The sequence below is a fragment of the Phormidium sp. CCY1219 genome, from assembly GCF_055795085.1.
Map to the genome: position 1 here is coordinate 1 of NZ_JAYFEQ010000253.1, position 8,215 is coordinate 8,215.

Annotated in this window: 8 protein-coding genes; 3 read left to right on the forward strand and 5 right to left on the reverse strand. The window is 48.3% G+C overall.

All coding sequences use genetic code 11. The features are described from left to right. Positions 1-123: 123 nt before the first annotated feature. From arsB to pstA, 5 genes are all read right to left on the reverse strand, one after another. Complete coding sequence (gene arsB, locus AC0QH1_RS02795; protein ID WP_324629288.1) at positions 124-1,278, reverse strand: ACR3 family arsenite efflux transporter; 1,155 nt, start codon at positions 1,276-1,278, stop codon at positions 124-126. A gap of 365 nt (positions 1,279-1,643) precedes the next feature. Continuing rightward, positions 1,644-2,672, reverse strand: a complete 1,029-nt coding sequence (locus AC0QH1_RS02800; RefSeq protein WP_324629289.1) for a PstS family phosphate ABC transporter substrate-binding protein — start codon at positions 2,670-2,672, stop codon at positions 1,644-1,646. A gap of 171 nt (positions 2,673-2,843) precedes the next feature. Beyond that, the gene (locus AC0QH1_RS02805) at positions 2,844-3,173 is read right to left on the reverse strand and encodes an ArsR/SmtB family transcription factor (protein ID WP_324629290.1); all 330 of its coding nucleotides are present in this window, start codon (positions 3,171-3,173) and stop codon (positions 2,844-2,846) included. Between the two features lie 89 nt (positions 3,174-3,262). Then, positions 3,263-4,069: a phosphate ABC transporter ATP-binding protein PstB gene (gene pstB / locus AC0QH1_RS02810; RefSeq protein ID WP_324629291.1), complete on the reverse strand. Its 807-nt coding sequence runs from the start codon at positions 4,067-4,069 to the stop codon at positions 3,263-3,265. A gap of 119 nt (positions 4,070-4,188) precedes the next feature. Continuing rightward, on the reverse strand, positions 4,189-6,114 hold the full coding sequence (gene pstA, locus AC0QH1_RS02815; RefSeq protein ID WP_324629293.1) for a phosphate ABC transporter permease PstA: 1,926 nt from the start codon (positions 6,112-6,114) through the stop codon (positions 4,189-4,191). Between the two features lie 140 nt (positions 6,115-6,254). Between pstA and AC0QH1_RS02820 the strand changes: the two genes are divergently transcribed. From AC0QH1_RS02820 to AC0QH1_RS02830, 3 genes are read left to right on the forward strand one after another with little or no spacing between them, the layout of a single operon-like run. Next, positions 6,255-6,491, forward strand: a complete 237-nt coding sequence (locus AC0QH1_RS02820; protein ID WP_324629294.1) for a hypothetical protein — start codon at positions 6,255-6,257, stop codon at positions 6,489-6,491. Further along, entirely contained in the window at positions 6,488-7,819 is a 1,332-nt protein-coding gene (locus AC0QH1_RS02825; protein WP_324629295.1) for a nucleotidyltransferase domain-containing protein, read from the forward strand. Before AC0QH1_RS02820 ends, AC0QH1_RS02825 begins: the two co-directional genes overlap by 4 nt. A gap of 32 nt (positions 7,820-7,851) precedes the next feature. After that, complete coding sequence (locus AC0QH1_RS02830) at positions 7,852-8,124, forward strand: PqqD family protein (RefSeq protein ID WP_324629296.1); 273 nt, start codon at positions 7,852-7,854, stop codon at positions 8,122-8,124. Positions 8,125-8,215 lie beyond the last annotated feature (91 nt).

Below are 8,215 nucleotides of genomic sequence, written 5' to 3' on the forward strand. Positions count from 1 at the left end.
TGGGAACGTCCCTCCCGAGGCTCCGCCTCCCCCAATCCATCTCCCCAATAATTTGCATCTTTACTTAACCTGTATTTGTCTCCTTGCCTACCGAAAAAATGGATTGTAGCAGTCTATATCCGATTACTGCAACAGATGCAAGCAACGCGGATCGGTGAGGGTGGCTTTCTCCGGTTCGCGAGGGAACCAAAAGGCAGTTTTTTTGCAAAATTCTACCAGCATTAACATCACGGGCACTTCGATTAATACCCCAACAACGGTTGCCAGTGCGGCACCGGAATTTAATCCAAACAGCATCACTGCAGTGGCGATCGCCACTTCAAAATGATTGCTGGCCCCAATCAATGCTGCCGGTGCGGCATCTTCATAGGCTAGGTTCAGTTTTAACCCGCCTACATAGGCAATGGTGAAAATAAAAATGGTCTGCAATAACAAGGGCACGGCAATTAATACAATATGCAGCGGATTGTTGGCAATCAGTTCCCCTTTAAAGGCAAACAGCAGCACTAAGGTAATCAGCAGCGCCGCAATGGAAATCGGACTCAAGTATTTGAGGAATTTTCGCTCAAACCATTCGCGCCCTTTATGCTTGAAAATCCAAACTCTACTGTAGGTTCCCGCCGCTAGTGGCAATCCTACATAAATCAGTACCGAAAGGACGATAGTTTCCCAAGGAACGGTTAAATCATTGGCGGCTAGCAACCATCTGCCTAAGGGCGCGTATAAAAACAGCATGGTGAGGGAATTAATCGCCACCATCACCAAGGTATGGCCCTGGTTGCTAAAAGACAGATATCCCCACATCAATACCATTGCGGTACAAGGCGCAATTCCGAGTAAAATCGCCCCGGCAATGTAGGAGTTTGCTAACTCAATGCTGCCGGTTTTTACGATATCCGTGCCTGCAATGAGGGGACGAAATACCCATCCCAAGAAAAATTGGGCAAATACCACCATCGTGAAGGGTTTGATTAACCAATTCACGACTAAGGTGAGAATGACGGGTTTCGGTGCCTGAATTGCCTGTTTTGCCTGGGTGAAGTCTATTTTCACCATGATCGGATACATCATAAAAAACAGGCAAATTGCGATCGGAATCGAGACTTGGTAAACGCTCATCGCGTCTAGGGTGACGGCAATTCCGGGAAATAATCTGCCCAGGGCAACGCCGATGACAATGCAGAAGATGACCCAGACGGTGAGGTATTTTTCAAAAAAACTCAGTCGGCTTCCCGCCCGCACTGCTGGTTTCTGAGAATGCCCGTTGCTTTGACTCACGCCGATTTTCCTCCGGTGTGCGAGTGGTTTCTGCTTTTGGTATAAAACAAAAAAAGTTGATATGTCAAGTCATTTCAACAAAACTTGATGTAATTCTCAGAAAAGAAGCCGCGCCCGGGAAACCATCCCACAGTGGTGAAGTCGGATTACCTTTTATTTGCATATTTTTGACTCGTTCTCAGCCTGGGCTGGGAACGAGTCAGAAGGTGGCCGATCGCCCGTAAAAATAGCTCGCATAGGAGGGCTTTTTCCCTGTACCCCCCTGACACAAGGGCTTTTCGAACTCGGGTTTTGCTGGATAGAGAAATATGCAATTTAAACGCCGAATTCCGCCGTTGCTTGTGGGTGTCTGTTCAACGTCGAGATTAGAATTTGGCTTGTTTTCGCAATAGTTGGCCGATGGTTAGATTAAAATCGGATTTACCCTCGAACACGGTGCCGACTTTGTTGCGGTGGAAGTGCATGTAGGTCAGACGATAGCCATCTTCGGGTAAGGGGATGTAGCCGACGGAACTCACCAGTTGCGGTGCTTTGTCGATGTAAAATTCTACGAAGTCTCGTAGGGCGGGGTTTTTCTGCGCCGCATCGGCGTTGACGTAGATAAACAGGGGGCGGGCCAGGGGTTGATATTCGGCGTTTTCCACGGTTTCCGGGGAGGGCATCACCGGACCGTTGCCACTGTCTACGGGGAGGGCTTTGAGTTTGTCGGCGTTGGATTCGTAGTAGGCATAGCCGAAGTAACCTAGGGCGTTTGGATCGTCGCTGACGTCTTCGACGAGAATCTCGTCATCTTCGGAGGCGGTGTAGTCATCGCGACTGGCTTCGGGTTGCCCGACGATCGCCTCGGTGAAGTAGTCAAAGGTTCCGGAGTCGCTTCCCGGTCCGTACAGGGTTAACGGGCGATCGGGCCAGGAGGGTCGGATTTGGTTCCATTTGACGATTTTTCCTTGGGCTTGCGGTTGCCACATTTGTTCCAATTCTGCCACGGTGATGTCCTGCGCCCAGGTGTTTTCGGGATGGACCACTACGGTAATCGCATCGAAGGCGATCGGCAGTTCGATATAGGGCACCCCTGCGTCTTTGCAAGCTTGCATTTCTTGCGGATTGATGGGCCGCGAGGCGTCGTTGATATCGGTTTGACCCGCGCAGAATTTTTCAAACCCTCCACCAGTACCGGAAAACTCTACGGTGACTTCTACGGCGTTGGAATTTTCGGATTTAAACTGTTGGGTCACGCTGTTGGTAATCGGATAAACGGTGGATGACCCGTCGATCGCGATCGCTTGCCTTGTCTGAGACTCGTTTTGCGCGCATGAGCTGACTAATGCGGCGGCACTTAAACTGAGCGCTACAGCCCTCAGTCCCCTGATGAGCGGATTTGCTGTTGCATTCATGGAGTTTACCCCCAATACTTAACCACGGGGTCTATAACTCTATCATTTCAAAAAAAGTTGATGAAAGGGTTAAGGTTAGGTAAAGAAAAGGATAAAAGGGTTCGCCTAACGAAAAATTGCCCGGGAAAATGCATTCTCCACTTTCCCGGGAAAGATGTTCTTAACCCGATTTCAGCCCACTTCTTCGCAGGGGCGGGCGGGAAGCATGGTACTGAAGCGGCGGTATTCGGCGAGGTACTGTTCGAGGGCGACAAATTGAGGTAAATTAAGGCTGTAGTAGATCCAGCGACCTTCCTGACGCCCGCGCACTAGGCTGGCTTCTTTCAGGGTTTTGAGGTGGAAAGAGAGCTTCGACTGGCTGACCTGGAGTTTTTCGCACAGTTCGCAGACGCACAATTCCTGTTCGCGCAGCAACTCGATGACTTGGATCCGCAGGGGATCGGACAGGGCGTGAAATCCAGCAGCGACATCAGTGGGTGCGATCGCGGTTATTTTGACCATCAGTTTTTTGCCCAATATCTCTGGCACTATCTTATCGCGCTATCCCCCACTTCCACCCCGAAGAAAGATTGCCAATTCACAACCGACAATTAACAAAATCGTCCGCTGATATATTCCTGAGTTGAGGGTTGCTTGGGGTTGTGAAAAATCACCTCCGTGCGATCGTACTCGGACAAATAGCCAATTTTTTCTCCCCTTTCGCTGGTTCTGAGGTTAAAAAACGCCGTCATATCCGACACCCGAGACGCCTGCTGCATATTATGCGTCACCAAAACAATCGTGTAATGGGTTTTGAGTTCGTGCATCAGTTCGTCAATGCGCGCCGTAGAAACCGGATCGAGGGCAGAACAAGGCTCATCCATCAGCAGAATCGACGGTTGTAGGGCCAAAGCGCGGGCAATGCACAAGCGCTGCTGCTGTCCCCCGGATAGGGTCAGGGCATTTCGCCGCAAATTCTGCTTCACCTCATCCCACAACGCCGCCTGACGCAGGGAATATTCTACCAACTCATCAATGTCTCCTTGATACCCGTTAATCCGCAATCCCAAGGCAATATTTTCGTAAATAGACTTGGGAAACGGATTCGGTTTTTGAAACACCATCCCCACCCGACGGCGAATGTCCACCGGATGGAAACTGTAAATCTCTCGATTGTCTAACAAAATTTTTCCGCTCACCGAAACATCGCGATTCAAATCGTTTAATCGATTAAAGCATCGCAGTAGGGTACTTTTTCCACAGCCAGAAGGACCGATAATCGCGGTAATTTGATGGCTTTGAATTTCCAGATTTATTTTATCTAAAACTTGGGATTTTTGATAAAATACTGATAAATTTTTTAAATTTAAAATGACAGTATTTTCTTCCGGTTCTTTATTATTCCAGGCAAACTTCATAATGGCTCTTTTTCTTATAAATTTTAAAGGGAAATCTTCAGACATGGATTAATCGAACAATGACATCAATGGCACAATCCCAATCATTTCTACTAGAAATGGGCTTAGGGGTGAAAAGCCTAGGGTTTGCTGGTGCGGTTTCGCAAGAGTAACGCCAAGACATTCATCACAAATAAAATAGCAATTAAAACAATAATGGCGGCGGCAGCATTGTTGTGAAACCCTTGTTGAGGGCGAGAGACCCAATTAAAAATTTGAAAAGGCAGGGCTGTAAATCGGCTGCGAAGTCCTTCCCAAGACAGGGGCGGTGCAAAAGAGATGAACGATAAAGCGCCCACCGCAATCAAAGGCGCGGTTTCGCCCACAGCGCGGGCTAGAGAAAGCAAGGCACCGGTGAAGACTCCAGGCAAAGCCGTAGGTAAAACGATATGCCACAACACCTGGGTGCGGGTCATGCCTATAGCATACCCTGCTTGATGCAAACTCGCAGAAACCCGACGCAAAGCAGAACGAGTAGTGACGATAGACAGGGGTAAAATGACCACCGTCAGAGTCAGCGCCGCCGAGAGAATCGTCGGACCACCCGTCAGCGGGGCCAACAGTCGGACGAACAATTCCAGTCCTAATAATCCGTAAATGATAGAGGGAACTGCAGATAAGTTGGCGATATTAATTTCTAGCAGTTGGTTGAGCCAATTATCGGGGCAATATTCTTCTAAATAAATCGCAGTAGCAATGCTAATTGGTAACGAGAGAACCAAGGTAACGGCTAATAGCCACAAGCTGCCCATTAGCGCCGGATAGATGCCCGCTTTTTCCGGGTTTCGAGAGGGAATGCTGGTGAGGAATTGCCAGTCTAATTGAGGCATTCCCCGCCGAAAAGCATCCAGGAGTAATAGTCCGAGAAATGCGAGGGCGACTAAGGTGGCGAGAAAGGTTAGGATACTGAAGAATTGGTCTAATCGATGGCGACGGGTAAAGGGGATTTGAAAGCCAGGGGATTGACGAATGGAAATTGGCAATTCCCGGGTTTGTGGGGGGGGAAGATTGCAATCGAGACAGAGATTGGAATTGTCCGATCGCGGTGTGCTGGGAACCACCACTTGTGTCATTGATTGTTGATAGTGACGAACTAACCAATATCCGAAGGTATTCAGGGTCAAGGTGATGAGAAATAATACCATACCCACGGTGAAAATGGTGCGGAAAGCCAAGGAGTTAAAGGCGACAGTGCCTAAACTGACTTGGATAATAAAGGCAGTCATGGTTTCGATGGGGACCAAGGGATTGAGGGTGAGTTGCGGATTTTGACCAGCAGCGATCGCCGCAATCATGGTTTCTCCCAAGGCGCGAGAAGCAGCTAGCGTAAATGAGGCAAAGATACCGGGAAATGCCACCGGTAATAGAACGTTGACAATGGTTTCTCGTTTGTTCAATCCCAAGGCATAGCTGGCTTCGCGCAGGCGATCGGGAACGCCGCGAATGGCATCTTCACTCAAAGAAGAAATAATCGGAATAATGCTTACTCCCGTTACTAACCCGGCACTTAATCCATTAAATCTGGCAATGCCCGGAATCAATTCTTGTAACAGCGGCGTGACGACTAAAAAGGCAAAATAACCATAAACAACCGTGGGAATTCCCGATAGTGCTTCTAAGATAGGTTTCATCACCCAGCGCACTTTTTGCGGGGCATATTCTGCTAGATAAATTGCCGCTAGCAAGCCAATCGGTATGGCAACGATTAGGGCAATTCCCGTGACGATAAACGTGGCGCTGGCGAGAACTAAAATGCCAAATTGTTGGCTGGCAAAGCGCGGGGTCCATTCCGTATCGGTGAGAAAATTCCACAGGGAAACGTCTTGGAAAAATAGGACGGTTTCGTAAATGAGAATTGCGACAATGGCGACGGCAATGGAAATCGGAATACAAGCGATCGCGGCGAGGGTTGCTTGTACGATGGACCCTGCCCGACTTTGGCGGCGCAAGTTCCGTTTCCAACCGTCGGGGGGTGGGGATTGAAGGGAATAAGGATTAAACTGCATCCCACGCCTCAGACTCGGTGGGCGGTTCGATTGGCGAGGGGGAAAATACCCGGAAAGAGTAATGAAATCCCGGGATTGGGGGTGGAGAGTTTCGCGGGTGGGTTATGGTGTCTTGGGGTCTGTCGGGGAAACTTCTGCGGATGAATAGGTGCATTGGGGGTTCCCTGGCGATCGCGTTTTACGGTTTTGCGGGTCTGCTTCTGATTGAGTTAAGCACCTATTTTACCGCGATCGTCTCTGGATTCGGGATGACAAAGGGGGCGATGTCGGGTGGCGGTCAGATGAACTCCGGTGGATTGTCTGCAAAAAAAACGGCACAGAGGCGATTTATCGCGTCTCTAACATCCGTATCGAAAAATATGATTCAGATGGCATGACCCCTGGTGGAACCTCTCAACGTTTGAATGGCATCGGTATTGAGATCGGCTATACTGCCAATGACTTGCTCGCCACTTTACGCGATCGCCTTTATCCAAATATGATTGCAAATCTAACCCAAAATACCCACGCTCCAATTTCCAGCCTTAACCAAAGTAACCCCGAAGCTGAATTACTTTTGTGCTGCATCCGCTATCACTTTGGTACCGCAACTTCCAGTGAAATCGCCCACCTGCTGCAAACCGAGCTAGATTGGGATTATCTCATCCAAAAAGCAGCGGAGCATAATGTATTTCTGCTATTTTACCAAAGTCTGAAACAAACTCACCCGGAACTGATTCTTCCATCCATTGCTGAGACACTTCACATTCAGGCTCAAACCCGACTTGCTCGCAATTTATTTCTGACGAAAGAACTCTTTCAAATTCTCGATTTATTCGCCACCCATGATATTCAGGCCATTCCGTTTAAAGGATTAATTTGGGCGGCATTAGCCTATGGTAACATGGGAGTGCGAGAATTCTGCGATTTGGATATTTTGGTGCGTCCCGCCGATTTTCCCAAAGCCAAAAATTTGCTGATGCAACAGGGATACCACGATAAATATTTGGGCACAAAAGAACAAGAAATCGCCCAAGTCCAAATGGTGCGACAAGATGGGAAGGTTAATATCGACCTGCATTTTGGCCTCATCCCCGAACAGTTTTATCGGCGGCTAGATACTGACTCTTTTTTTGAGGAATTGCAAACGGTGTCTATTGCAGGCAAAACTGTGCATACATTTTCACCCAAAAACTCTGTAGCGCTGGGGTACCTACATGGGATGAAGGACAGTTGGGGAGTGTTGAAAAGGCTTTGCGATTTTGCGGCATTGATTCGCAAATATCCTGATGTGGATTGGCAGGATGTGATGGCGCGATGCGAAACGACTGAGAGCGATCGCAATTTTTTATTAGCCATTCTCATCACTCAAACTTACCTGCAAATTCCGGTGCCCGAACCTCTGTTAAAACAAACTCAAAAATTTCCCGAACTGTCAGAAATCGCCGAAGAACATAAGCAGCTTTTTTATCGGGTAGAATTGGGAGCCAAGTGTCGTTTATTCGGCGGTTTAATACTGTTTCCGATAATGGAAATGGGCTTTTGGGGGAAAATTCGATATTGTGCGGGTTTAGCTCTGAATGTCAATGAAAGAGATAAAGAAACCTTTGCTTTACCTGATTTTTTGTTTTTCCTTTACTATCCCTTGCGGATTGTCCGGTTGCTTAAAACCTATAAAATTGGTAAAGAAAAACTCGCCTTTCTCTGGAAATTTCTGTGGAAATAGTCAGGCAATTGAACAGGAGCCAAAATAGCGCGATGCAATTTACGATTCCCAGTCACGTTTTCGCCCAAGAACTGGCGGGCGAGGTGGTGTTGATGAATATCGACAATGAAATGTACTACAGCTTAAACCCCGTAGGCAGTCAAATCTGGCAACTTTTGAGCGATCGCCTCGATTTCGAAACTGCGATCGAGCAACTATTGCGCCGATTTGATGTGGATGAGGCAACTTTGCGTCAGGATGTCACTCAGTTAGTGGACGAACTGGTGGCCCAGGGGTTGTTAACGGTAGAACAGGAGACGGTCTAATCCCAAGCTAAATTAAATCCCCCCAAACCCCCCTTTGAAAGGGGGGCTTAAGAGGATTCGGTCTTCCCCCCAACGATCGGGGACTAAGGGG